At 64.8% G+C, this 22,139-nt stretch carries 25 protein-coding genes; 23 read left to right on the top strand and 2 right to left on the bottom strand.

Annotation, left to right across the window (positions count from 1 at the left end; genetic code table 11):
• Window positions 1–87 precede the first annotated feature (87 nt).
• The 13 genes from IWX81_RS13500 (at window position 88) to IWX81_RS13560 (ending at window position 11,495) form a co-directional block, all read left to right on the top strand.
• Window positions 88–384, top strand: coding sequence for a WXG100 family type VII secretion target (locus IWX81_RS13500; protein WP_199281835.1), 297 nt, complete (start codon window positions 88–90; stop codon window positions 382–384).
• A 91-nt stretch (window positions 385–475) separates the two neighbouring features.
• Entirely contained in the window at window positions 476–766 is a 291-nt protein-coding gene (locus tag IWX81_RS13505; protein WP_199281836.1) for a hypothetical protein, read from the top strand.
• A 3-nt stretch (window positions 767–769) separates the two neighbouring features.
• The gene (locus tag IWX81_RS13510) at window positions 770–2,098 is read left to right on the top strand and encodes a hypothetical protein (RefSeq protein ID WP_199281837.1); all 1,329 of its coding nucleotides are present in this window, start codon (window positions 770–772) and stop codon (window positions 2,096–2,098) included.
• Window positions 2,095–2,715 (top strand): hypothetical protein, encoded by a 621-nt coding sequence (locus tag IWX81_RS13515; RefSeq protein WP_199281838.1) that lies wholly within the window; start codon window positions 2,095–2,097, stop codon window positions 2,713–2,715. The genes IWX81_RS13510 and IWX81_RS13515 overlap by 4 nt, the downstream gene beginning before the upstream one ends.
• Entirely contained in the window at window positions 2,712–3,347 is a 636-nt protein-coding gene (locus IWX81_RS13520) for a hypothetical protein (protein ID WP_199281839.1), read from the top strand. The genes IWX81_RS13515 and IWX81_RS13520 overlap by 4 nt, the downstream gene beginning before the upstream one ends.
• Window positions 3,311–4,219: a hypothetical protein gene (locus IWX81_RS13525; protein WP_199281840.1), complete on the top strand. Its 909-nt coding sequence runs from the start codon at window positions 3,311–3,313 to the stop codon at window positions 4,217–4,219. Before IWX81_RS13520 ends, IWX81_RS13525 begins: the two co-directional genes overlap by 37 nt.
• A gap of 96 nt (window positions 4,220–4,315) precedes the next feature.
• Window positions 4,316–4,891: an FHA domain-containing protein gene (locus IWX81_RS13530; protein ID WP_199281841.1), complete on the top strand. Its 576-nt coding sequence runs from the start codon at window positions 4,316–4,318 to the stop codon at window positions 4,889–4,891.
• Between the two features lie 147 nt (window positions 4,892–5,038).
• On the top strand, window positions 5,039–6,490 hold the full coding sequence (gene leuC, locus IWX81_RS13535; protein WP_442977796.1) for a 3-isopropylmalate dehydratase large subunit: 1,452 nt from the start codon (window positions 5,039–5,041) through the stop codon (window positions 6,488–6,490).
• Window positions 6,490–7,086 carry a 3-isopropylmalate dehydratase small subunit gene (gene leuD, locus IWX81_RS13540; protein WP_199281843.1) on the top strand — a complete coding sequence of 199 codons (597 nt, stop codon included), beginning with the start codon at window positions 6,490–6,492 and terminating at the stop codon, window positions 7,084–7,086. Before leuC ends, leuD begins: the two co-directional genes overlap by 1 nt.
• Before the next feature lie 51 nt (window positions 7,087–7,137).
• Window positions 7,138–8,505, top strand: coding sequence for a UDP-N-acetylglucosamine 1-carboxyvinyltransferase (murA, locus tag IWX81_RS13545; protein WP_199281844.1), 1,368 nt, complete (start codon window positions 7,138–7,140; stop codon window positions 8,503–8,505).
• A gap of 55 nt (window positions 8,506–8,560) precedes the next feature.
• Window positions 8,561–9,343 carry a lysophospholipid acyltransferase family protein gene (locus IWX81_RS13550; RefSeq protein ID WP_334594239.1) on the top strand — a complete coding sequence of 261 codons (783 nt, stop codon included), beginning with the start codon at window positions 8,561–8,563 and terminating at the stop codon, window positions 9,341–9,343.
• Window positions 9,330–10,358, top strand: a complete 1,029-nt coding sequence (locus IWX81_RS13555) for an NAD(P)H-dependent glycerol-3-phosphate dehydrogenase (protein WP_199281846.1) — start codon at window positions 9,330–9,332, stop codon at window positions 10,356–10,358. Before IWX81_RS13550 ends, IWX81_RS13555 begins: the two co-directional genes overlap by 14 nt.
• The gene (locus IWX81_RS13560; RefSeq protein ID WP_199281847.1) at window positions 10,359–11,495 is read left to right on the top strand and encodes a D-alanine--D-alanine ligase family protein; all 1,137 of its coding nucleotides are present in this window, start codon (window positions 10,359–10,361) and stop codon (window positions 11,493–11,495) included. It begins immediately after the preceding gene.
• On the opposite strand, the gene IWX81_RS13565 is transcribed toward IWX81_RS13560, so the two are convergent.
• The gene (locus IWX81_RS13565; protein ID WP_199281848.1) at window positions 11,492–11,842 is read right to left on the bottom strand and encodes a DUF1844 domain-containing protein; all 351 of its coding nucleotides are present in this window, start codon (window positions 11,840–11,842) and stop codon (window positions 11,492–11,494) included. The two genes, IWX81_RS13560 and IWX81_RS13565, sit on opposite strands and share 4 nt — an antisense overlap.
• A gap of 188 nt (window positions 11,843–12,030) precedes the next feature.
• On the opposite strand from IWX81_RS13565, the gene infC reads away from it, so the two are divergent.
• The 10 genes from infC to pheT all read left to right on the top strand — a co-directional run bounded on the left by infC (window position 12,031) and on the right by pheT (window position 21,293).
• Complete coding sequence (infC, locus tag IWX81_RS13570) at window positions 12,031–12,783, top strand: translation initiation factor IF-3 (protein WP_442977798.1); 753 nt, start codon at window positions 12,031–12,033, stop codon at window positions 12,781–12,783.
• Window positions 12,776–12,970, top strand: coding sequence for a 50S ribosomal protein L35 (gene rpmI, locus IWX81_RS13575; protein WP_199281849.1), 195 nt, complete (start codon window positions 12,776–12,778; stop codon window positions 12,968–12,970). Before infC ends, rpmI begins: the two co-directional genes overlap by 8 nt.
• A gap of 16 nt (window positions 12,971–12,986) precedes the next feature.
• Window positions 12,987–13,373, top strand: a complete 387-nt coding sequence (gene rplT / locus IWX81_RS13580; RefSeq protein WP_199281850.1) for a 50S ribosomal protein L20 — start codon at window positions 12,987–12,989, stop codon at window positions 13,371–13,373.
• A 154-nt stretch (window positions 13,374–13,527) separates the two neighbouring features.
• Entirely contained in the window at window positions 13,528–14,331 is an 804-nt protein-coding gene (locus IWX81_RS13585; protein WP_199281851.1) for a TrmH family RNA methyltransferase, read from the top strand.
• Window positions 14,332–14,421: 90 nt separating this feature from the next.
• Window positions 14,422–15,159 carry an amino acid ABC transporter ATP-binding protein gene (locus tag IWX81_RS13590; protein WP_199281852.1) on the top strand — a complete coding sequence of 246 codons (738 nt, stop codon included), beginning with the start codon at window positions 14,422–14,424 and terminating at the stop codon, window positions 15,157–15,159.
• Window positions 15,160–15,216: 57 nt separating this feature from the next.
• Window positions 15,217–16,071: a glutamate ABC transporter substrate-binding protein gene (locus IWX81_RS13595; protein ID WP_334594244.1), complete on the top strand. Its 855-nt coding sequence runs from the start codon at window positions 15,217–15,219 to the stop codon at window positions 16,069–16,071.
• Between the two features lie 80 nt (window positions 16,072–16,151).
• Window positions 16,152–16,799 carry an amino acid ABC transporter permease gene (locus IWX81_RS13600; RefSeq protein WP_199281854.1) on the top strand — a complete coding sequence of 216 codons (648 nt, stop codon included), beginning with the start codon at window positions 16,152–16,154 and terminating at the stop codon, window positions 16,797–16,799.
• Window positions 16,796–17,740 carry an amino acid ABC transporter permease gene (locus tag IWX81_RS13605; RefSeq protein ID WP_199281855.1) on the top strand — a complete coding sequence of 315 codons (945 nt, stop codon included), beginning with the start codon at window positions 16,796–16,798 and terminating at the stop codon, window positions 17,738–17,740. Before IWX81_RS13600 ends, IWX81_RS13605 begins: the two co-directional genes overlap by 4 nt.
• A 20-nt stretch (window positions 17,741–17,760) precedes the next feature.
• A complete protein-coding gene (pheS, locus tag IWX81_RS13610) occupies window positions 17,761–18,801 on the top strand; it encodes a phenylalanine--tRNA ligase subunit alpha (protein WP_199281856.1) in 1,041 nt (346 codons plus the stop codon).
• Window positions 18,801–21,293 carry a phenylalanine--tRNA ligase subunit beta gene (gene pheT, locus IWX81_RS13615; protein ID WP_199281857.1) on the top strand — a complete coding sequence of 831 codons (2,493 nt, stop codon included), beginning with the start codon at window positions 18,801–18,803 and terminating at the stop codon, window positions 21,291–21,293. Before pheS ends, pheT begins: the two co-directional genes overlap by 1 nt.
• A gap of 3 nt (window positions 21,294–21,296) precedes the next feature.
• Here pheT and IWX81_RS13620 read toward each other — a convergent pair whose 3' ends face one another.
• The gene (locus tag IWX81_RS13620) at window positions 21,297–21,866 is read right to left on the bottom strand and encodes a DUF937 domain-containing protein (RefSeq protein ID WP_199281858.1); all 570 of its coding nucleotides are present in this window, start codon (window positions 21,864–21,866) and stop codon (window positions 21,297–21,299) included.
• Window positions 21,867–22,139 lie beyond the last annotated feature (273 nt).

The raw sequence follows: 22,139 nt of genomic DNA on the forward strand, positions 1-22,139 counted from the left end.
TACCCATAGACCGAAGATTTCTCAGTCATTAGATTGAGATCACTAGCCCGTTCCTTGTAGCGGGAACCAACAAGAAGGAGCACGATCATGGCTAACCTCAACGTCACATACGACGACCTCCGCGACGTCGCAGGCCGACTCAAGAACGGCCAGGGCGACCTGCAGCAGAAGCTTGCAGAGCTCAGCAACCTCGTGACCAACCTCACGGCGAGCGGCTTCCAGGCCGAGCAGTCGTCGGCGGCCTACCGCGACTCCTTCGAGCAGTTCCGCACCGGCACCTCGAGCGCCATCGACGGTCTCGAAGGCCTCGCCAACTTCCTCACGTCGGCCGCAGACGCCCTGCAGCAGACAGACGAGGGTCTCGCCAGCGCGATCCGGGGCTAGTGACCATGGCCGGCTCCCGTTACTCGCGGGAGCCGGTCGTCACTGCTCAAGCGTGTTGTGACCCCATTGAAAAACTTGGAAGGACAGGCTCGTGGCCGGCGGCGGACTACTCAGGGTCGACTACGGTGACCTCTCCCTGCTCGAGGGCAGGCTCACTCAAATCGTCAGTTCGATGAAGAGCGACAATCACACGACCTCCGATCTCGCTGCCGCTGTTGGCGACCCGAGACTCGCGGGCAAGATCACAGAGTTTGGCGATTCCTGGTCGGTCCACCGCGGACAGATCAGCGAAGAGATTGAGTGGATGCGCGATAAGGTTCGCGAGATCTCCGACGGATTCGCAACCACCGACGGCGACCTCGCCGACGGATTGAAGGGTTAAACCGTGGCCACGCTATTACTCGATCCCGTTCCCAACCAGCTCGACGGTGAACCATCGATCGTCGGAGCGAAGGCGACTGTGCTGGGTGCAACCGCGCAGGCCCTGCGAGATGCGATCACCGAGCTGAGGCAACTCGCGAGCGACGACGTCACCATCAGCGACGCGGTCGACGAAGTCCGCACCAAGGCCGATGAGACCCGCACCGCGATCTCGAAGGTGGAGGATCGCTACCAGGGCGCGGCTGATGCTATGCATTCGTATACATCGAGCCTCTCCCAGGCGCAGGATCGCGCGAATAGTGCGCGACAGCGCATCACCGACAACAACTCCCAGGCCGCATACTGGCGCCGACGACTCAACTCCCTGACGGATCAGGCTCACGCCGGTGAGAGTTCGCAGGAATTACTCGACGACATCACCGAGGCCCAATCGCGGGTCCAGGATTTCGCGACCGAGTTCCACAGTGCCATGTCCCAGTACCACGGTGCTGAGACCGACAAGTCTTCGGCGGTGGAGACTGCGATCTCGGCGCTGCATTCGGCTGCGCAGGCAGCGGACATCGACGATGGATTCTGGGACCGGGTCGGCAACGCTCTCGAAAATGCCTACGAGTGGGCGCAGGAGAACCTCGCGCCACTCATTGAAACACTTCGCTCGATCCTCGAAGTGCTGAAGTCCATCGTCGACATCCTCGCGCTCATCGTCTCCGTGCTGTCGATTTTCCTGCCGTTCCTGGCTCCGCTCGCGGCTGCGCTCACGCTGGTCTCGATTGCACTCGCGGCGATGATCCTTCTCAGCTCGCTCCTTCTCTTCGCGCTCGGTAAGGAGTCGCTCGGTCGCGTGTTGGGTGACGCCATCGGCCTCGTGACGAGCGTCATCACCTCCAAGATGGGAGGGCTGAATGTCTTCAAGCCGGCGGCCAAGCTCGAAGGGCTGACGAATGTCTTCACCCGCTCGGCGTGGTCATCCGGAACGTCGACGATGAAGCTGTCATTCGCCTTCAGCAACGCGATCATGGGAAAGACCGAAACCTTCGCCGGTGCTGGGCTGGACGTCGCAGCGAAACTCTTCGATCCGGCGAAAACGACTGTCAAATTGGCGGGCGGAGCGCTCGGCGGCCTGGCCAAGGGTGGGCTCGACATCAACCTGGACTTCTTCCCCGAAGGCGCCCACGGAGGATCATTCGGGCCGCTCAGTGGCGGATGGGATCTCAATTCGGGAGAACTGACCTCGGCCCTCGCGAAACCGGTCGCCAACACCCTGTCCGGTGGGTCAGCCAACCCCATCCTCGCTTTCTCGGGCGGCATCAGTTCGCTGGTCGGTGCTTCGTGACTGGTCTCGAACAGGTGTCCATCCAGCTCGACCGTGCCTGGTGGCCGCTCGGCGATGGTACTGACTCGGCGGCAGAGATCGCCGATGCTCTGATCACGAGCCTTGTGCCGACGCTGGGGGAGCCATCTGTCACGGCGTTGCGATCTGATCTCGTGAGTTTCGCTGACTGGTCGCAGTCGCTTGCGCCGGGCGAGCGTCGAAGCTTCGCACTCGTGCGCTACCCAGAACAGGGCAGGGTGGATGCGCTTCTCAGTTGGAGGTTCAGCAGGATAGAGGGCGACGTCTACGACGACTATCTCGCGCTCGCGCGCTCTCAACAGTCGACCGACCGGGTGGAGTTGGTGAATCAACGGGTGCTCGAATTCACGCTGGGGCTGGGTCGCGCGGTGGTCGTGCACGACATCCTTCTCATGCGTGAGGGGGGTGTGCTGGCACCAGCGCGGGAACGCTGCACTATCGGATTCTTTGTCGATTCGGAACCAGCCTTGATCGAACTGCACCTTGCGACCATGGATCTCTCGCTGTTCGACGACATCGTCGAATTCGCCCTCGCCCTGGTCGCGGGCCAGGATCCCGGGGTGCCAGGCCAACTTGAACACCGTAGGGTGGCGGGATGAACGAGTCAGGGCCACGGTTCGCACTGGCCGGTTCATGGGCGCGAATCCCACTCAGCAGCGAAGCGGCAACGCTGTCGTCCATTCGGAAGATGACCGAGCAGATCACGGGTCGAATGGATCAGCTGGCCACGCTTAGAGCCGAGATGCGCGCGCGATTCGTCAAGGCGGCCGATGTCGCCAGGAGCGGTGGAGCGACAGACATGTTCATCGGGCTCGAGCTTGTTCCCGGCATCCCGCTGCCCGCATGGATCGCCGTCTTCCCCGCCGACTACGAGTCTGCGGATCTCAGCACAATCGGGTTCAGTGACCTCGTCCGGTCCGTAGATTTTTCCACGGGCCCGGCGATCGAGGGTGGCACCAAAAGGGAATCGGATATCGCCTCACCAACTCCCATTCATGCGGTGCGACATGCATGGCGCCGCACGACGGATGTCGTCGAGGGCGACGCGGAGCAGAAGTTCGAGTTCATTGAAGCTGACTACTGGGTCGTTGCATCCGACCCCAACCGCCTCGCACTGGTGACGTTCAGTTCGGCGCTTGCCGACTACGAAGACGAGATGCTCGATCTCTTCGACGCGATGATGTCCACCATGAAATGGCCCGCCCCGACGGCGACCGTAGCGAGCGCATGATCCTCATTGCCTGGGCTGGCATCGTGCTGGTCATCACCGCCATCGTGCTCGCGGTCCGCACCAGACGGACTATCTGGGGTCGAGCGACCGGTCCGGCCGTTGCCGACGCGACCCGTCCGAACGGCACGATCCTCATGATCACCGGTGCGCACCAGTGGACGATCCCGTTGCTCGCGGATTGGCAGGCGCGGGGTGTCATCGATATCCAGAAGCAGGGACCGGAACTCGCCAAAGGTGAGAGGTCGGGACGCTCCTCGGGCCCCGAGTGGATATTCACTGTGCTCGACGCCGCCACTGTGGATGAGATCGAACTACCGGTACTCCAGGCGCTGGTGCCAGACGCGCCCGCCTCGGGAGCAACATTCATCCTGACGCGTGAGGACACCGCGACCCGCGAAGCGTTGACCGCGAGCATCATCGACGCCAGGGGTCGCCAGCGCGCTGCTTTCGGTGTGCGACCGGTCGCGTCGCGCTATCTGGCGGCGGGACTCGTTGCGCTGGCTGTTCTGGGTAGCGCACTGGCGCTAGCTGGCACCATTGCCGCGAACTTCCCCAGGACTTCGAGCGGAACGAACGGTGTGGCATGGGCTGTGGTGGCGGCGACGGTCGGGATAGCCACGGTCGCGCTGATCTGCAGGGGAGCACGTCGCGTCACGGACGCGGAGCGGGAGTATTGGCAGCGTGCCAGGAACCTCGAACTATGGGTACGCACCACAACGAACCCGAGTATGGCGCTCGCGGGCTGGGCTATGTATTGGGGGCATCTCCCGGGTCCCTGGATCGAGAAGATGCCGGAATCGATCACGCAGTTGCGCGGTCGCGATGGGGCATTCCTTCGCGGAGATGTCAATAAGAAGAACAACTATCCCTGATTCGCCGACGTGATCGCCGCAGGAAGCCCGTGCACCTGCCCGCCGCACACGATCGACTAGCATGTGCTGGCCGGGGAATGTGACGAAAGGCCAGCTGTGACGGACGAGCACGACGACGGATTCATCGGCCTGCCGCCGGGAATGACGGTGCCAGTGGATTCGACCTCCGGCACGGTCAAGCGTGAGCGCGCAGAGCGTCCGCGTAGCGATCGCGACGAGATCGTGTTCTTTCCCGCGGTCCCGGGCGTTCCGGTCGTTGTCGCGGCTGAGGAGCCCGCCCCTGCTCCAGCGCGATCCAGCGTCGACGATGCGACGAGCATCAGCGTCTCTCGCCACACCGCGCCGGCCTGGCACCTCGTGGCCGAGGGTCGCGCCCCTGTCGCCATCGAAGGACGGCTCTACCTCGGCCGTAACCCTGTCGCTGCTGCCGATCATCCAGAAGCAACCGTGCTTGCCGTGGATGACGCGTCCAGGTCGGTCTCGAAGACGCACGCGATGCTCGAACTCGACGCCGGCGGCCTCTGGGTGCACGACCTCGACTCGACCAACGGCGTCTGGGTGGTGCCGGCCGGGGAGGACGCGACCGAGGTCACACCCGGGCAGAGGATGCTCGTGCCGGCGGGCGCCGACCTCGAACTGGGAGACCTCGTCATCCAGGTGGAACTCTCCTGACGGGCCCTGCAGCCCCTCGGTGATACTCTCGACTCATGCATTTCGGTCGACTTCTTCGTCGCCGCGACGAGGCTTAGTCACCGGCCTTCCTCGTCGCGGAGCTTCGACGCGACCCGGCCGGGCCCTCGATCGAAGAAGGACATGAGCATGAACAGCACTCCGAAAACCCTGGCCGAGAAGGTCTGGGAAGACCATCTGGTCGTCAAGGGCGAGAACGGCACCCCCGACCTCATCTACATCGACCTGCACCTCGTGCACGAGGTCACGAGCCCGCAGGCCTTCGACGGCCTGCGCCAGGCTGGTCGCCCGGTCCGCAGGCTCGACCTCACCATCGCCACGGAAGACCACAACACGCCGACGCTCGCTATCGACAAGCCGATCGCCGACCTGACGAGCCGCACCCAGATCCAGACCCTGCGCAATAACGCCGCAGAGTTCGGGGTGCGCCTGCACTCGCTCGGCGACATCGAGCAGGGCATCGTGCACGTCGTCGGCCCCCAGCTCGGCCTGACCATGCCCGGCATCACTGTAGTGTGCGGCGACAGCCACACGTCGACCCACGGCGCATTCGGCGCGATGGCCTTCGGCATCGGAACCTCAGAGGTCGAGCACGTGCTCGCGACCCAGACCCTGCCACTCAAGGCCTTCAAGACGATGGCGATCACGGTCGAGGGCGAGTTGCGCCCCGGCGTCACGGCGAAAGACATCATCCTCGCGGTCATCGCGCAGATCGGCACCGGAGGCGGCCAGGGCTACGTGCTCGAGTTCCGCGGCAGCGCCATCCGGTCCCTCTCCATGGAGGGCCGCATGACCATCTGCAACATGTCGATTGAGGCTGGCGCGAGGGCCGGCATGGTCGCTCCGGATGAGACGACCTACGCCTACCTGAAGGGCCGCGCCCATGCGCCCGAGGGCCAAGACTGGGACGACGCCGTCGCCTACTGGAACACTCTTCCGACCGACGATGGAGCCGTGTTCGATGCCGAAGTGTTCCTCGATGCGAACAGCCTCGAGCCGTTCGTCACCTGGGGCACCAACCCCGGCCAGGGCGTCTCGCTCAGCGACAGCGTGCCGAACCCCGCCGCCTTTGACGACGTCAACGACCGGGCCGCGGCCGAGCGTGCCCTCGAATACATGGACCTCGATGCCGGCACCCCGATGAAAGACATCAGGGTCGATGCCGTGTTCATGGGCTCGTGCACCAATTCCCGCATCGAAGACCTGCGTGCGTTCGCCTCTATCATCCAGGGGCGCACCAAGGCCGACGGCGTGCGCGTCATGGTGGTGCCGGGGTCGGCGCGGGTGCGACTCGAAGCCGAGGCCGAGGGCATCGACAAGATCGTCGAGGCGTTCGGCGCGGAGTGGCGTTTCGCGGGCTGCTCGATGTGCCTCGGGATGAACCCCGACCAGCTCGCGCCCGGTGAGCGCTGTGCATCGACCTCCAACCGCAACTTCGAGGGCAGGCAGGGCAAGGGTGGCCGAACACACCTCGTCTCGCCCCTCGTTGCTGCTGCGACCGCGATCCGCGGCACGCTCTCGAGCCCCTGGGATCTCGAGAACAGCCCCATGCCGCAGTCCGACGTGAAGGTAGGCGCCTGATGGAAAAGTTCACCACCGTCACCGGCATCGCCGTTCCGCTTCAGCGTTCCAATATCGATACAGACCAGATCATCCCCGCCGTGTTCCTCAAGCGCGTCACCAAGACGGGCTTCGAGGATGCGCTCTTCCACGGCTGGCGACAGGACCCCGAGTTCGTGCTCAACCGCGAGCCGTACACGCACGGCACAGTTCTCGTTGCCGGGCCGGATTTCGGCACGGGATCGAGCCGCGAACACGCCGTCTGGGCGCTGAGGGACTACGGATTCCAGGTCGTGCTGAGCTCGAGGTTCGGCGACATCTTCCGGGGGAACTCGGGAAAGCAGGGGCTTCTTGCCGCCCAGCTGACCGAAAAGGACGTAGAGACGATCTGGCTGATCATCGATGAGCAGCCTGGCGTCGAGGTGACGGTCGATCTCATAGCCAAAACCGTGACGGCTGGCAAGTCCACCTTCGCTTTCGAGATCGATGATTACACTAGGTGGCGTTTGCTCGAAGGTTTGGACGATATCGGTCTGACCCTGCGCGATGAGGCGCGAATAACCGAGTTCGAGGCGAAGCGTGAGAGTTGGCGTCCGAAAACTCTTCCCGCTCGCTGAGCTGGACATTCGAAATTCAACGGCTTTAGCTATAGCAACACAGAGGTGAGCATGAACTCTCTTACCAAGGATGCCCAAAAGGCAGCAAAAAGGGTGGGACTCCTGTCAGACAAGATCGTGATCAACGGCGGAAAACCGCTGAAGGGTCGCATCGAGGTGCGGGGAGCGAAGAACCTGGCGACCAAGGCCATGGTCGCGGCGCTGCTGGCCGACACCCCGAGTGTGCTGAAGGACGTCCCTGCCATCAGCGACGTGGTCATCGTGACCGGCATGCTCGAGGCCTACGGTGTCTCCGTGTCGAACGACGGCAACGGAACGCTCAACCTCGACCCCAGCAACGTACTCAAGGCGCACTTCGCCGAGATCGACGCCCTCGCGGGGTCGAGCCGCATCCCGATCCTGTTCTGCGGCCCGTTGCTCCACAGGCTCGGCGAGGCTCTCATCCCCGACCTCGGTGGGTGCCGCATCGGCGACCGCCCCATCGACTTCCACATGGATGCCCTGCGAGCGTTCGGCGCTGTCGTCGACAAGAGCTACGAGGGTATTCGCCTCACGGCCCCCAACGGCCTCAAGGGCGCAGCGATCGAGCTGCCGTACCCGAGTGTCGGCGCCACCGAGCAGGTGCTCCTGACGGCGGTCCTGGCCGAGGGAGTCACGGAGCTCAAGAATGCGGCGATCGAGCCGGAGATCATGGATCTCATCGCCATCCTGCAGAAGATGGGTGCGATCATCTCGGTCGAACCGAACCGTGTCATCTTCATCGAGGGTGTCGACAAGCTCCACGGCTACGAGCATCGCGCCCTGTTCGACCGTAACGAGGCGGCTAGCTGGGCATCAGCGGCTCTCGCCACCGAGGGCGACATTTTCGTCGGGGGTGCGAAGCAACAGGAGCTGATGACGTTCTTGAACATCTTCCGCAAGGCCGGGGGAGCGTTCGACATCCACGAGGACGGCATCCGGTTCTACCACCCCGGCACCCCACTCAAGCCGGTCGTGGTCGAGACCGACGTGCATCCGGGATTCATGACCGACTGGCAGCAGCCGCTCATCGTGGCTCTGACGAAGGCCGAGGGGCGTTCTGTCGTTCACGAGACCGTCTACGAGAACCGGTTCGGATTCACCGATGCGCTCATCAAGATGGGGGCTGACATCGTCGTGCACAAGGACGGGCTCGAATCGATCAGCCGGCGGGTTCCCCGTCGACCGCTCGAGCAGGCCGCCGTCATCACGGGCCCGACCAAGCTGCACGGTGCCGAAATCGAGATCCCTGACCTTCGTGGTGGCTTCAGTCACCTCATTGCCGCGCTGACTGCCGAGGGACAGTCGACTGTCACGAATGTGGGCATCATCAGCCGGGGTTACGAGCACTTCATCGACAAGCTCGAACTGCTCGGAGCCGATTTCGTCTACGAGGGATAGCGCTTCTTCGTTAGGTTGTGTGCATGAAGGCTGGGTCCATGAAGTCTGTCCGACGGTGACGGAAAGCGTTCGACCGACGACGGAGTCGGCGCACCCGGCATCCGAGAAGACCGCGATCTTCAGGTTCTTCGCCGGGGTGCTCATCCCGCTCATGAACCTCGTGGGCCGGTATCGGGTGCGAGGTCTCGAGAATGTGCCGAAGGTAGGGCCGTTCGTGGTGGCACCCAACCACTACAGCAATGTCGACCCGATCGTGATCGGCATCGGCCTGTGGAAATCCGGCAGGATGCCCCGCTATTTTGCCAAGGCCTCCCTGTTCCGCATTCCGGTCGTCGGTGCCCTGTTGCTGAAGGCCGAGCAGATCCCTGTCGAGCGCTCGGGCAATTCCCGCGATGGAGCTGGCCCGCTCCGCCAGGCCCAGCAGATCGCAGCAGCGGGTCATGCCGTGGTGATCTATCCCGAGGGTTCACTGACCCGGGATCCCGACGGCTGGCCGATGCGCGGCAAGTACGGGGCCGTGCGCACCGCGCTCGATGCCGGCATCCCTCTCATCCCGGCCGCAAGCTGGGGCGCGCAGCTGATCATGCCGCAGTCGACGAACCGCCTGAGCCTGTTCCCCCGCAAGTCGGTCGACATCGTCTTCGGTGAACCAGTAGACCTGAGCGAGTTCGCCGACAGGCCGCGTGACTCCCGCGTGCTGGCTGAGGCGACCCTCAAGCTGATGACCGCGATCACCGCGCTCGTTGAGCAGCTGCGGGACGAGACCGCGCCGACGGAACGCTGGAATCCCACAGAGCATGGCCAAACCGAGATCGGACGCTTCGATGACACACGCTGAACCACTAGCCCTGCAGGCTCGCAGGGTCGCTGTGCTCGGCGCGGGATCCTGGGGCACCACGTTCGGCAAGATCCTCGCCGATGGCGGCTCAGACGTCGCCATGTGGGCGCGACGCCCCGAGCTCGCCCGCGAGATCTCCCAGTCCAAGCGCAACAGCGACTACCTGCCGGGCATCAACCTGCCCCGCGGCCTCTGGGCGTCGTCACGACTGCCCGAGGTCCTGGATGGCGCCGAGCAGGTCTACCTCTCGGTGCCGGCGCAGTCCCTCCGCGAGAACCTGCGGATCGTGCGCGAACTCATCCCGACCGATGCCGTGGTCGTCTCGCTGATGAAGGGGGTCGAGAAGGGCACCCGCGCGAGGATGAGCGAGGTCATCCGCCAGGAGCTCGGCATCGACGGTGATCGGGTCGCCGTGGTGTCAGGACCGAACCTGGCGCTGGAGATCGCGAAGGAATGGCCGACGGCTGCCGTCGTGTCGTCAGACAGCCTGGAGACGGCGACCGTCGTGGCCATGACCTCGACCAATCGGTACTTCCGCTCCTATGTGAACACCGACGTGATCGGCACCGAGTTCGGGGGTGTGCTGAAGAACCTCATCGCGGTGGCGATCGGCATCGTCGATGGGGTCGGCTACGGCGAGAACACCAAGGCATCCATCATCACGAGGGGGCTTGCGGAAATGACCGATTTCGCCGTCGCCTACGGGGCGCGTGCCGAGACTCTCGCCGGGCTCGCCGGTCTCGGTGACCTCATTGCCACGTGCGAGTCGCCCCTCTCACGCAATAACACCGCTGGCAGGCTGCTCGGCCAGGGCTACAGCTTCAGCGAGGTCATCAAGCAGATGAACCAGACCGCGGAGGGGCTGTCGTCCGTTGCGCCGATCCTCGAACTCGCACTCGCGAAGAATGTGGAGATGCCGATCGTCAGCCAGGTCGCCGAAGTGCTGGCCGGTACGCTGGATCCGCGCGATATCGCCCCCCACCTCACGACCGACGACATCCCGCAGGGGGAATAGTTGCCAGAATCCACGCCCTCCAGGCTCACTCCTCACAGGCTCGCTCCTCACAAGCTGACTGTCGCACTGCTGTTCGGCGGCCGTTCGTCCGAGCACACGATCAGCTGCGCCACCGCCGGGGGAGTGCTGTCGGCGATCGACCGCGACAAGTACGACGTGATCCCGATCGGGATCACGCGCGACGGTGCCTTCACTCTCCAGCCGGATGACGCCGCGCTCTTCGCGCTCAACCCGACGGCGATGCCGACGGTCATCGATAACGGCACCCGCGTGCTCTGGCCTGAGTCTGCCGCCAGCAGGGAGCTGGCCGTGACGGATGCCTCGGGCCAGCGCCGCTCGCTCGGAACCGTCGACGTGGTGTTCCCGATCCTGCACGGGCCGTTCGGCGAGGACGGCACGGTGCAGGGCATGCTCGAGCTGCTCGGCCTGCCCTACGTCGGCAATGGTGTGCTGGCCTCGGCGCTCGGCATGGACAAGCACTTCACGAAGACCGCGCTCGAAGCGGTCGGAGTGACGGTCGCCCCCTGGGTGACGGTGTCGCCTGCACAGTGGTCGGCAGACAGCGACCTGTGGCGGGGGAGGGCGGCGTCGCTCGGCCTGCCCGTGTTCGTGAAGCCGGCGCGCGCCGGCTCCTCCGTCGGCGTTACGAAGGTCACAAGCGCCGCTCAACTGGATGCCGCCCTCGAGACCGCGTGGGCCGAAGACGGCAAGGCGCTCATCGAGCAGGCCATCGTCGGCCGCGAACTCGAATGTGCGGTGCTTTCCGGCCGTGAGGGCGGCCCCACCAGGGTCAGCCTTGCGGGAGAGATCATCGTCGCCGGCGACGGCTTCTACGATTTCGAGGCCAAGTACATCGACGATTCGGCCGCGCAGCTCGTCTGCCCGGCCGAGCTGACCGAGGGCGAGCTCGCCGAGATGCAGCGCGTCGCGGCCCGCGCGTTCGAGGCGATCGGTGGATCGGGACTCGCGCGGGTCGACTTCTTCTACACCGGCACCGACTTCGTGGTCAACGAACTCAACACCATGCCGGGCTTCACCCCGATTTCGATGTTCCCCAAGTGCTGGGCGGCGAGCGGTCTCGCCTACCCCCAGCTCATCGACGAACTGATCGAGCTGGGGCTGCAGACGGTTCGCTAGTTGACGGCTCCGGTGAGCTTCTCGCCAGGGCCCTTGCCAGGGGCATCCTGAATGGACGATGCCTCGCGGAACGCCAGCTGAAGCGACCGAAGGCCGTCGCGCAGCGGTCGCGCATGCTGGTCCCCGATCTCGGGGGCGGCCGCAACCACGAGCCCAGCCAGCACCGTGATGAGTTTGCGCGCCTCGTCCAGGTCGATGTCCGCCGAGGCGTTCTGGCTGTCCGACAGGCCGAGCTTCACGGCTGCAGCGCTCATGAAGTGCACCGCAACCGTATTGATCAGCTCGACGGCAGGAACCTCCGAAATGTCCCTGATCTCGTCATCGGTATCGAATCGTGCGTCGCTCATGCGTCCCTTAACTGTTCGGCCTTAGTCGTTTGGCGCGGAATCTGCTATTCTTCTACAGGCTCCGGGGCTTGCCCCGGCTACGAAAGTGGAGATTCTCCCACCTGTCAACCGCTTCCTAAGGTTACCGGGTAGTTACACCCCGTTCGATCGGCTCGTCATTCCTGCAATGGCGCCGTCCGGATAGCAGGGTGCATCATGAAGTTTTTCCTCTCTCGTGCCATGCGACAACCGTCGCGATTACACGTACTAGAAGGAGAACACGCATCAGCGATCCCCGTACCAATGACCGAATCCGCGTTCCGGAGGTCCGTCTTGTTGGCCCCAACGGCGAACAGGTCGGTGTCGTCCGTATCGAAGACGCTCTTCGTCTGGCTGTGGAGGCCGACCTGGATTTGGTTGAGGTTGCTCCCAATTCCAAGCCTCCCGTTGCCAAGATCATGGATTACGGCAAGTTCAAGTACGAAGAGGCACAGAAGGCCAAGGAAGCCAGGCGCAACCAGGCGAATACGATCCTCAAAGAGGTTCGCTTCCGCCTGAAGATCGACACCCACGACTACGAGACGAAGCGCAAGCGCGCCGAGGGCTTCCTCGCAGCCGGTGACAAGGTCAAAGCCATGATCCTGTTCCGCGGCCGTGAACAGTCCCGCCCCGACCAGGGCGTGCGTTTGCTCCAGAGATTTGCCGAAGATGTTTCGGAGTTCGGTTCCGTGGAATCGACCCCGATGATCGACGGTCGCAACATGGTCATGGTCATTGGCCCGCACAAGACGAAGGCAGCGGCGAAAGCCGAAGCCGATGCTCGCAAGGCGGCCAATAAGCCAGCACGTGCACAGGGTGACGCAGCCGACGCTGCCGAGCCGAACACTCCAGTCGTAGCCGAGGCGGATCCCGCCCCGGTCGCAGCAGCAGTATCAACAAAAGAAGAGGAAAAGGATGCCTAAGCAGAAGACGCACTCCGGTGCGAAAAAGCGCTTCAAGGTCACCGGCAGCGGCAAGATCATGAAGCAGGGCGCGGGCATGCGTCACAACCTTGAGGTCAAGAGCGGCAAGAAGAAGCGCGAATTGAACGCCGAGCAGGTTCTTGCTCCGGCGGATGCCAAGGTCATCAAGAAGCTTCTCGGTAAGTAAGGGTCAGGACTAGAACATGGCAAGAGTAAAAAGGGCAGTAAACGCCCACAAGAAGCGTCGCGTCATCCTCGAGCGTGCCAAGGGTTACCGTGGCCAGCGTTCGCGCCTCTACCGCAAGGCCAAGGAGCAGGTCACTCACTCCCTCGTCTACGCGTACCGTGACCGTCGTGCCCGCAAGGGTGACTTCCGTCGCCTGTGGATCCAGCGCATCAACGCGGCGTCGCGCGCCAACGGCCTCACGTACAACCGCCTCATCCAGGGGTTGAACCTGGCCGGCATCGAGGTCGACCGTCGCATCCTCGCTGACCTCGCCGTCACCGAGCCCGCGACCTTCGCGGCGATCGTCGCTACGGCCAAGGCAGCTCTTCCGGCCGACACGAGCGCACCGCGGGTCAACGCCTGATTCAACCGTTTCATAGGGAACCCCGAGCTGCTGCTCGGGGTTCCCTGCGTTAACCTCTGTCGCAGGCTCTGTTGGCGCTGGCACGGCGATCTTCGTTGTGCCTGCGGTATCGCCGGCGCGATTCTGATAGCTCCAGCGCGCCTAAACTGGGGTCATGATCGACAATCCGCGTTCGCCCAGGGTCCGAGCTGTTGCCAAGCTGGCGAAGAGGGATGCCAGGTCGGAGACCGGACTCTTCCTCCTGGAGGGCCCGCAGGCCGTCTCTGAGGCGTTGGAGTTCAGGCCGGAGCTGCTCGTCGAACTCTTCGCCACCCCCACCGCGTCAGAGCGATACGGCGCGATTTCGCGCATGGCGGCGGAGGTCGGGCTCGAGGTCGAGTTCGTCACAGAGGACGTCATCGACGCGATGGCAGACACCGTCACGCCGCAGGGGGTCATCGCGGTGTGCCGCCAGTTCCCAACTTCGCTGAAGGACATTCTCGGCGGCGAGCCGAAGCTCATCGCGGTGCTCGAAGAGGTGCGCGATCCCGGCAACGCCGGCACGATCATCCGGGCCGCCGACGCAGCCGGTGCCGATGCCGTCATCCTTACCGGGCGCAGTGTCGACCTGTACAACCCGAAGGTCGTCAGGGCGACCACCGGGTCCCTCTTCCATATTCCCGTGGCGGTCGGCGCCGAGCTCGAGGCCGTGCTGGAAAAGACGAAGGGCGCGGGGCTTCAGGTCATCGCGGCCGACATCAAGGGCGTGGATCTGCTCGTCGAGCGCACCGCAGGCACCCTCAGCGGCCCGACGGCATGGCTGTTCGGCAACGAAGCCCGCGGGCTGTCCGATGAGCATTTCGCCCTCGCCGACAGGGCCATCACGGTGCCGATCTACGGTCACGCAGAGTCGATGAACCTGGCCACCGCGGCGTCGGTGTGCCTCTACGAAAGCGCCTTCGCACAGCGGTCCGTTTAGCACAAAACCCGTGTTTCGGGCGTGTCACGCTGGGGTTACGAATCCTCAGGTCGGTTGACCCCCCTTTGCGGGGTGTGGTTGGGTGGGTCAATGGAGCCTCTCGTTGTCGTCGACCATGTCAACAAACACTTCGGTGAACTCCACGTTCTGAAAGACATCACGACCACTGTCCACAAGGGTGAAGTGGTCGTTGTCATCGGCCCCAGCGGCTCGGGCAAGTCGACGTTATGTCGCGCTATCAATCGCCTCGAGACCATCGACGACGGCACGATCACGATCGACGGTCAAGCGCTCCCGGCCGAGGGCGCCGCTCTCGCCAGGCTCCGCGCAGACGTCGGGATGGTGTTCCAGTCGTTCAACCTCTTCTCGCACAAGACCGTGCTCGAGAACGTCACGCTGGGGCAGGTCAAGGTGCGCAAGCGGTCCAAGTCCGAGGCCGATAAGCGCGCGATGGAGCTGCTCGACCGCGTCGGTGTGGCAAACCAGGCAGCGAAAATGCCCTCACAGTTGTCCGGTGGCCAGCAGCAGCGAGTCGCGATTGCGAGAGCCCTCGCCATGGACCCGAAGGTCATGCTGTTCGACGAGCCGACATCAGCGCTCGACCCGGAAATGATCAACGAGGTTCTCGATGTGATGGTCGGCCTCGCGAAAGACGGCATGACTATGGTCGTCGTCACCCACGAGATGGGCTTCGCCCGCAAAGCCGCACAGCGCGTGTTGTTCATGGCCGACGGCGAGATCGTCGAGGAAGCCGCGCCGGAGAAATTCTTCACGGACCCCCAAAGCCCGAGAGCGCAGGACTTCCTCTCGAAAGTGCTTACCCACTAACCAGTGGGTGAGAAACACAGTAACCAGGAGGAAACCATGAGACTTAAAAAAGGTCTAATGATCTCAGCCATCGCGCTTACCGGTGTGCTTGCGCTGAGCGCGTGCACCGATTCGGGTGCCCCGACCGCCGGCGAATCGGAGGCGCCAGTAGAAGAGGTGTCGTTCGAAGCAGGCTCGACCATGGCGGCGCTCAACGAGGCGGGCACCATCACCATCGGCACGAAGTTCGACCAGCCGCTCTTCGGCCAGGTCGACGGCAGCGGGGATCCGCAGGGATTCGATGTCGAGATCGGCAAGCTGATCGCCGCCAAGCTCGGCATTCCCGAGAGCGGCATCACCTGGACCGAGACCGTGTCCGCGAACCGCGAGCCGTTCATCCAGTCCGGTGAAGTCGACATCGTTGTGGCGACATACACGATCAATGACAAGCGCAAGGAAGTCATCTCCTTCGCAGGCCCGTACTACAACGCCGGCCAGGACATCCTCGTGCTCGCAGGAAACCCGGATGGTATCGAAGGCCCTGAAGACCTCGCTGGCAAGCCGGTCTGCACAGTGTCAGGTTCGACGTCAGAGGCGAACATCGCTGAATACACCGACCAGATCACGGCTCTCGGTGGATACGCCGAATGCCTGCCGCTGCTGAGTTCGGGCGCGGTTGTCGCTGCGACGACGGACAACGTGATCCTCGCCGGTCTCGCCGCGAACAGTGCCGGCGAGTTCGAGGTCGTCGGCAATCCCTTCACCGAGGAGCCGTACGGCATCGGTCTCGCGAAGGATGACACCGACTTCCGCATGTTCATCAACGACGTGCTCGAAGAGTCGTACGACGATGGCGACTGGGCTGCCGCATGGGACAGGACTGCCGGAGCTGAGCTTCCCCTTCCCGACCCGCCCGCCGTCGACCGCTACTAGGCCTGTTTGACAAGCGGCCCACCCGGCCAGTCCGGGTGGGCCGCTTCCCCACTGCCACCACCTGACCCGAGAGGCGACACATGGACGCCATCATCGAGAACTTCCCGAGGTTCATCGACGCCTTCCTGATGACGCTTCGGCTGCTGGTCGTCTCGGGCATCGGCGCCCTCGTGATCGGCACCCTGGTTGCCGCGATGCGCATCTCACCGGTCCCCGCGTTCCGCGGATTCGCCACCGTGTACACCGAGATCGTGCGAAACACCCCGCTGACGCTCGTGCTCTTCTTCTGCGCCTTCGTGTTGCCGCAACTCGGCATCCGGCTCGACTACACGGTCGCGGCCACGATCGGTCTCACCATCTACACCTCTCCGTTCGTCGCCGAAGCCGTGCGCTCCGGTGTGAACGGGGTCTCGGTCGGCCAGGCTGAGGCGGCACGCGCGATCGGCCTCGGCTTCGGCCAGACCCTCGGTCTGGTCATCCTGCCGCAGGCCATCCGGATGGTCATTCCGCCGCTCATCAACGTGCTCATCGCCCTGACGAAGAACACGTCGGTTGCCGCTGGCTTCGCGGTGCTCGAACTCGTCGCAGTCTCCCGTCAGGTGATCCAGCTCAACGGTGACGCGACGGTGACAATCCTGGTCGCTGTCGCCGCCTTCTATCTCGTGATCACCGTGCCGCTCGGCCAGGCTGCCAACCTCCTCGAACGAAGGGTCATGGTGCAGCGATGAGTGTGCTGTACGACGTTCCCGGGCCCAGGGCTCGCAGACTCTCCCTGATCTTCTCGATAGTGGGTGGTGTGCTGATCGCCGCCGGCCTCATCGCGATCTTCGTTTTCCTCTCCCAACCCCGTATCAACGCTGGTGGAGTCGCCCAGCCCGGTGTGTTCGACGGCAGTCGCTGGGATCTTCTGGGTGACCGGGCGCTGTATCGCGCGGTGTGGCGTGGTCTTTCTGCGACTCTGCTCATGGCCGGTGTCGCGGCAGTGCTCGCGATCACGTTCGGAATCCTGCTGTCGATGGCGCGCACCGCCACCACGGCTGCGATCCGCATCCCGGCGATTGTGCTCATCGAGTTCCTGCGCGGTATGCCCGTGCTGCTGATGATGCTGTTTATCCTGCTGGTCTTCTCGACCGGCCAGTTCTGGGCCGGCGTGCTCGCCCTCGCTGTGTACAACGGGGCGGTGATCGGAGAGGCTCTCCGGGCGGGGATCGCATCCCTGCCGAAGGGCCAGCGAGAGTCTGGGCTCGCCGTGGGGTTGACCCCGCTGCAGACACGTTTCTCCATCGAGTATCCGCAGGCCTTCCGCCAGATGCTGCCGATCATCATCGCCCAGCTCGTGGTGCTGCTCAAGGACACCTCGCTGGCGTACATCCTCGGATACCAGGAGCTGCTCAACGTCGTGCTCAAGCAGGGGCCGACGACATTCGGTCCGAGCTATCTCTTCACGCTGTTCTTCGTGGTGTGGGCTGTGTATCTCGCCGTCAACATGACGCTCTCCTGGATCGCGCGGTTCGTCGCCCGTCGCACCGCCGCGGGTCGGGGCGGCGGCAAGAGCAGGCGTACCGGCAAGGTCATCGCCCAGTTGGGCGGGGCGGGCATGGCCGGGGCGAGCGATCCCCTGAGCGTGCCCGGCGCCCGTTCCGACCACGACACCGGGTACCAGCCCTAGGCTGACTAAACTGTGGTGTTGTGTCTGAATCAACCCCCATTACCGAGAGTGCAGTAGCGGAGGCCGTCGACGCGGCCCTTGCCGCTGTGGCCGCCGCCACCTCCATGTCAGAGCTACGGGCAGCCAGAGCCGAGCACGCTGGCGAATCGTCTCCGCTCGCCCGCCTCAACGGCAGCCTGAAGTCGATCGATCCGGCGGACCGCGCAGCGGCGGGCAAGCTCGTCGGCCAGGCACGGGCACGCGTCGGCCAGGCTTTCGCCCCGCGCGAGGCCGAGCTCGCGGTGGCCGAAGAGGCCCAGCGGCTCGCCGACGAGACGATGGATGTCACGGCGGTGGCGTCGCGCTGGAACGCCGGTGCGCGGCATCCGCTCAGCCTGCTCATGGAGCGCATGAGCGACGTGTTCATCGCGATGGGGTGGGAGATCGTCGACGGCCCAGAACTCGAGAACGAGTGGTTCAACTTCGACGCCCTCAACATGGATGAAGACCACCCGGCCCGCAGCGAGCAGGACACGTTCTTCGTCGACCCGGTCGACAGCCACCTCGTGTTGCGCACGCAGACAAGCCCCGTGCAGATCCGTTCGCTGCTGACGCGCGAGCTGCCGGTCTACGTGGTGTCGCCGGGCAAGGTGTTCCGCAAGGACGAACTCGATGCGACCCACACTCCCGTGTTCCACCAGATCGAGGGCATCGCGATCGATAAGGGGCTCACGATGGCGAACCTCCGCGGCACCCTCGAGCATCTCGCCCGCGCGATGTTCGGCGACGAAGCGCAGATCCGCCTCCGCCCCAACTACTTCCCGTTCACCGAGCCCAGCGCCGAGATGGACGTGTGGCAGCCGAACGCCAAGGGCGGCGCACGCTGGGTCGAGTGGGGCGGCTGCGGCATGGTGAACAGCAACGTGCTGCGCGCCGCTGGCATCGACCCCGAGGTCTACCAGGGCTTCGCGTTCGGCATGGGGATCGAGCGCACCCTGCAGTTCCGCAACGACATGAATGACATGCGCGACATGGTCGAGGGCGATATCCGCTTCTCACAGCAGTTCGGGATGGTGGTCTGATGCGCGTTCCGATCAGCTGGTTGCGCGAGTTCGTCGACATCCCCCTGGATGTCACGCACGAGCAGATCCACGCCGCCCTCGTCAAGGTCGGCTTCGAGGAAGAAGACGTCCACGGCTTCGAGCTGTCAGGCCCGATCGTGGTCGGACAGGTTCTCGAGTTCACGCCGGAGCCCCAGTCGAACGGCAAGACCATCAACTGGTGCCAGGTGGATGTCGGCGAAGCCGAACCCCGTGGCATCGTCTGCGGAGCGCACAACTTCGCCGTGGGAGACAAGGTCGTCGTCTCGCTTCCCGGCGCGGTGCTCCCCGGGCCGTTCCCCATCGCTTCCCGAAAGACCTACGGCCACGTGTCAGACGGCATGATGGCATCGGCCCGCGAGCTGGGCATGGGCGACGAGCACGACGGCATCCTGCTGCTCAAGAGTCTCGGTCTCGACCCCGTGGTCGGCACCGAAGCAGTGCCGCTGCTGGGCCTCGACGACTTCGCCGTCGAGATCAACGTCACCCCCGACCGCGGCTACGCGTTCTCGATCCGCGGCATCGCCCGCGAATACTCACACTCCACCGGTGCGACATTCCGCGACCCCGCCCTCGCGACGGCTTCCGTCGCTGGGAGCGGTTTCGAGGTCACGGTCGATGACACGGCTCCGATCCGCGGCAGGGTCGGTGCGAGCGTCTTCGTGACCCGCGTGGTGCGCGGCATCGACGCGACACGCCCCACGCCGCCCTGGATGATCGCCAGGCTCGGGCTCGCCGGTATCCGCAGCATCTCGCTCACCGTCGATGTCACCAACTACGTCATGCTCGAGCTCGGGCAACCCACCCATGCTTACGACCTCGACAAGCTCTCGGGCGGCATCGTGGTGCGCAGGGCCGTCGCGGGGGAGACCCTGACGACCCTCGACGACAGGGTCAGGACTCTGAGCACGGAAGACCTGCTGATCACCGACGCGTCAGGCCCTATCGGTCTGGCCGGCGTCATGGGCGGAGCATCCACCGAGATCGATTCGGCCTCGACGAACGTGCTGGTCGAAGCCGCGAACTTCGATCCGACCTCGATCGCGCGCACCGCCCGTCGCCACAAACTGCCGAGCGAGGCGTCCCGCCGCTTCGAGCGCGGGGTCGACCCCCAGGTGGCCGAGGTCGCCGCGGCCAGGGTCGTCTCACTGCTGGTCGAACTGGGTGCCGGCACCGCAGAGACTCTCGGATCGGTGCTCGACGCCTCCACCGCCCGCACCCCGATCGAGCTGCCCGATGGCTACATCGCCGGGCTGATCGGCGTGCAGTTCAGCGCCGACGAGATCACCGGCGCCCTGACCGACATCGGTTGCCGGGTGGATGCCGCGGCAGCTGGCCTTTCGGTGACGCCGCCGTCCTGGCGCCCCGACCTCACCGACCGCGCCACCCTCGCCGAGGAGGTGGCGAGGATCGTCGGCTACGACCACATCCCCTCCGTGCTTCCCGTCGCGCCTCCCGGGCGTGGACTGACTCGCGAGCAGCGACTGCGCCGCTCCGTGTCAGCATCGCTCGCTTCCGCCGGGCTCACCGAGGTGCTCGCCTATCCGTTCCTCAGCCAGTCGTCGAACGACCTGTTCGGCTCTCCCGTCCCGGGAGTGGTGCCTGCAGTGAAACTCGCGAATGCGATCGACTCCGAGGTCGCCTGGCTGCGCACCTCACTGCTTCCCGGGCTGGTGACCGTCGCGCGGCGCAACCTGTCCCGAGGGCTCACCGATCTCGCCGTCTTCGAGGTCGGCACCGTCTTCCTGCCGGAGTCCGGTCGCCGCTACGGCAGCGATGCGCTGCCCGCGGGCAACGTGCATCCGTCGACAGAGGTGCTCGATGGGCTCCGCGACAGCATCCCCGCGCAGCCGTGGCACGTCGCAGCGCTCTTCGTGGGTGACGCCGTCGCCAAGCAGCCGGGCCAGTCGTCGATCGAGCGCGGGCTGTCCGATGCGATCAGCACGGCACAGCACCTTGCGACGGTGCTCGCCTCGCCGCTGACCGTCGTGACGGGAACACACCAGACCATGCATCCCGGCCGCACGGCCGAGCTGCGCTCGGGAGACCGTGTCGTCGGCTATGCGGGAGAACTGCTGCCGTCGCTGGCAGCTGAACTCGACCTTCCGAGAGTCGTCGCCGTGCTGGAGCTCGACCTCGACGCGCTCATCGAGCTCGGAGCCGAGCAGATCGCCCCGACCCCGATCGTCTCGTATCCGGCCGCTACGCAGGATCTGACTCTCGTCGTACCGGAGTCGGTGCGCGCCGGAGAGCTGCTGGCGGTCCTGGTCGAGGGAGCAGGAGAACTGCTCGAGAACGTGTCGCTCGTCGACGACTACCGCGGCTCCGGGATTCCCGACGGCAGCAAGTCGCTCACGTTCGCCCTCAGGTTCCGGGCGACCGACCGCACCCTGACGGCGGCAGAGGCGACCGAGGCGAAGTCGGCCGCGGTCGCGCTCGCTGCGGCCAGGATGGGAGCTGTGCTGCGGGAGTAGCGCTCAGCGCTTCCCGCCGCCGAGCAGCCCGCCCAGAACGCTGCCGATGAGGTCGCCGCCGCCGGCGCCGCCCTTCGAACCACCGAGTGAACCTCCGAGCAGCCCGCCCAGCAGGTCGCCGATGCCTCCGGAGGGTGCCGGTGCTGCGGCCGGCTTGGCGGGCTCGGCCTGCTTTCCCCCGAGGAACTGGGAGGCGAGCCATCCGATCACGATCGGTGCCACGATCGGCAGGATCCTGGCGATGATGTCCTGGGTGATGGTGCTGTCGCCGGTGCTCGCGACGGCCGCAACCACATCGTTCTTCTTCGATCCGAAAACGTTGCTCACGATCTTCTCGCCATCGGCCGTGTCGACCTCGCTGACCGACGTGCCGGGGAAGACGCCGGCATGACGGCTGAGAGCTTTCTCGAGGGATGCAGCGCCGCTGTCGTCCTTCGCGTTGGCAGCCATGCCGCCGAGCAGGGTCGGGACGACCTGTGCGACCGCGCCCTGCGCGACATCCTCCGAGATGCCGAGCTTGCGTGCGATGTCGCCGACAGGGATGAGAGCGAGCAATCCGTCAATATCCGACATGGGATCTCCTGGGTAGTTGATGGCTCACCGTGGCTCGGTTCAGCACTGTTCGCAAGGCTAGCGATTCGCTCGAGACGACAACAGTGCAGTACTCTCGGACTGTGATCACGATTGCCGCCACCGACGCACGCCTCAGGCTGCGACCGTCGGCGCGCCGTGGTGCAGGGCTGCGTCAGTCTGATTCGCGACGCCAGCTCGACGAGCGACGATAGGCGACGTTCCCCCTCAGCCACCTGCTTTGTCGAGCAGGCTCGGCTCCCGCGAACCTCGCCG

This window comes from Salinibacterium sp. CAN_S4 (genome assembly GCF_015752305.1).
Taxonomy (GTDB): domain Bacteria; phylum Actinomycetota; class Actinomycetes; order Actinomycetales; family Microbacteriaceae; genus Rhodoglobus.

Bases quoted from the DNA above. Each gene is read 5' to 3' on its own strand.
- IWX81_RS13555 (WP_199281846.1), top strand. From the start codon at position 9,330: ATGACACACGCTGAACCACTAGCCCTGCAGGCTCGCAGGGTCGCTGTG.
- IWX81_RS13565 (WP_199281848.1), bottom strand. From the start codon at position 11,842: ATGAGCGACGCACGATTCGATACCGATGACGAGATCAGGGACATTTCG.
- IWX81_RS13590 (WP_199281852.1), top strand. From the start codon at position 14,422: ATGGAGCCTCTCGTTGTCGTCGACCATGTCAACAAACACTTCGGTGAA.
- rplT (WP_199281850.1), top strand. From the start codon at position 12,987: ATGGCAAGAGTAAAAAGGGCAGTAAACGCCCACAAGAAGCGTCGCGTC.
- IWX81_RS13500 (WP_199281835.1), top strand. From the start codon at position 88: ATGGCTAACCTCAACGTCACATACGACGACCTCCGCGACGTCGCAGGC.
- IWX81_RS13595 (WP_334594244.1), top strand. From the start codon at position 15,217: ATGATCTCAGCCATCGCGCTTACCGGTGTGCTTGCGCTGAGCGCGTGC.
- leuC (WP_442977796.1), top strand. From the start codon at position 5,039: ATGAACAGCACTCCGAAAACCCTGGCCGAGAAGGTCTGGGAAGACCAT.
- IWX81_RS13605 (WP_199281855.1), top strand. From the start codon at position 16,796: ATGAGTGTGCTGTACGACGTTCCCGGGCCCAGGGCTCGCAGACTCTCC.
- rpmI (WP_199281849.1), top strand. From the start codon at position 12,776: ATGCCTAAGCAGAAGACGCACTCCGGTGCGAAAAAGCGCTTCAAGGTC.
- IWX81_RS13525 (WP_199281840.1), top strand. From the start codon at position 3,311: ATGGCCCGCCCCGACGGCGACCGTAGCGAGCGCATGATCCTCATTGCC.
- IWX81_RS13600 (WP_199281854.1), top strand. From the start codon at position 16,152: ATGGACGCCATCATCGAGAACTTCCCGAGGTTCATCGACGCCTTCCTG.
- pheT (WP_199281857.1), top strand. From the start codon at position 18,801: ATGCGCGTTCCGATCAGCTGGTTGCGCGAGTTCGTCGACATCCCCCTG.
- leuD (WP_199281843.1), top strand. From the start codon at position 6,490: ATGGAAAAGTTCACCACCGTCACCGGCATCGCCGTTCCGCTTCAGCGT.
- IWX81_RS13585 (WP_199281851.1), top strand. From the start codon at position 13,528: ATGATCGACAATCCGCGTTCGCCCAGGGTCCGAGCTGTTGCCAAGCTG.
- IWX81_RS13620 (WP_199281858.1), bottom strand. From the start codon at position 21,866: ATGTCGGATATTGACGGATTGCTCGCTCTCATCCCTGTCGGCGACATC.
- murA (WP_199281844.1), top strand. From the start codon at position 7,138: ATGAACTCTCTTACCAAGGATGCCCAAAAGGCAGCAAAAAGGGTGGGA.
- IWX81_RS13520 (WP_199281839.1), top strand. From the start codon at position 2,712: ATGAACGAGTCAGGGCCACGGTTCGCACTGGCCGGTTCATGGGCGCGA.